Below are 745 nucleotides of genomic sequence, written 5' to 3'. Positions count from 1 at the left end.
CCGACGTCGGCTTCACCGCATCGGCGACCACCAGGATTCCCCTGGCCGTGTCGTCCCAGCTGACCACGACCGCGGTCTTGCCTTCGGACTCGGCCTGACCCAGCGACCCGGTGAGGCTGTCCGGTAGCTGCTGGCAGCGATCCGCCAGCAGTTGCCGGCCCACTGTCATGGCGTGACCGTCGACGATGCCCTGCACGCCCAACCCTTCCCGGTTGGCGAAATCCTCGACGGGGGGCAGCTGACCGACTTTGTCACGAGCTGCCTTCGCGATCGCGCGGCCGATCGGGTGCTCGGAGGAGTCCTCCAGCGCGCCCGCCAACCGCAGCACCTCGGCGGGCTGCTCATCGGGTGCAGCGATGACATCCAGCAGGGCCATGTTGCCGGTGGTGACGGTGCCGGTCTTGTCGAGCACGATGGTGTCGATTCGCCGCGTGGACTCCAGCACTTCGGGTCCCTTGATCAAGATCCCGAGTTGTGCCCCACGGCCGGTGCCGACCATCAAGGCGGTCGGTGTGGCAAGACCCAGGGCACACGGGCACGCGATGATCAGCACCGCCACCGCCGCAGTGAAAGCGGCGGCAACCGATCCGGTTGCCGCGATCCAGAACCCGAGTGTCGCCAATGACAGCGCGATCACGATCGGCACGAAAATTCCCGAGATCCGATCGGCCAACCGCTGCGCCTGCGCTTTGCCCGATTGCGCCTCTTCGACCAGCCGCGCCATTTGCGCCAACTGGGTATCCGA

Annotated in this window: 1 protein-coding gene; it reads right to left on the bottom strand. The window is 66.8% G+C overall.

What is annotated here, in order from left to right; translation table 11 throughout:
• Nucleotides 1-745: heavy metal translocating P-type ATPase (locus AO501_RS18410; protein ID WP_156452661.1), on the bottom strand; the 745-nt coding region annotated here is incomplete at both ends.

The organism is Mycobacterium gordonae, assembly GCF_001417955.2.
Lineage (GTDB): Bacteria > Actinomycetota > Actinomycetes > Mycobacteriales > Mycobacteriaceae > Mycobacterium > Mycobacterium gordonae_B.
This window is presented reverse-complemented; position numbering and strand designations above follow the sequence as displayed.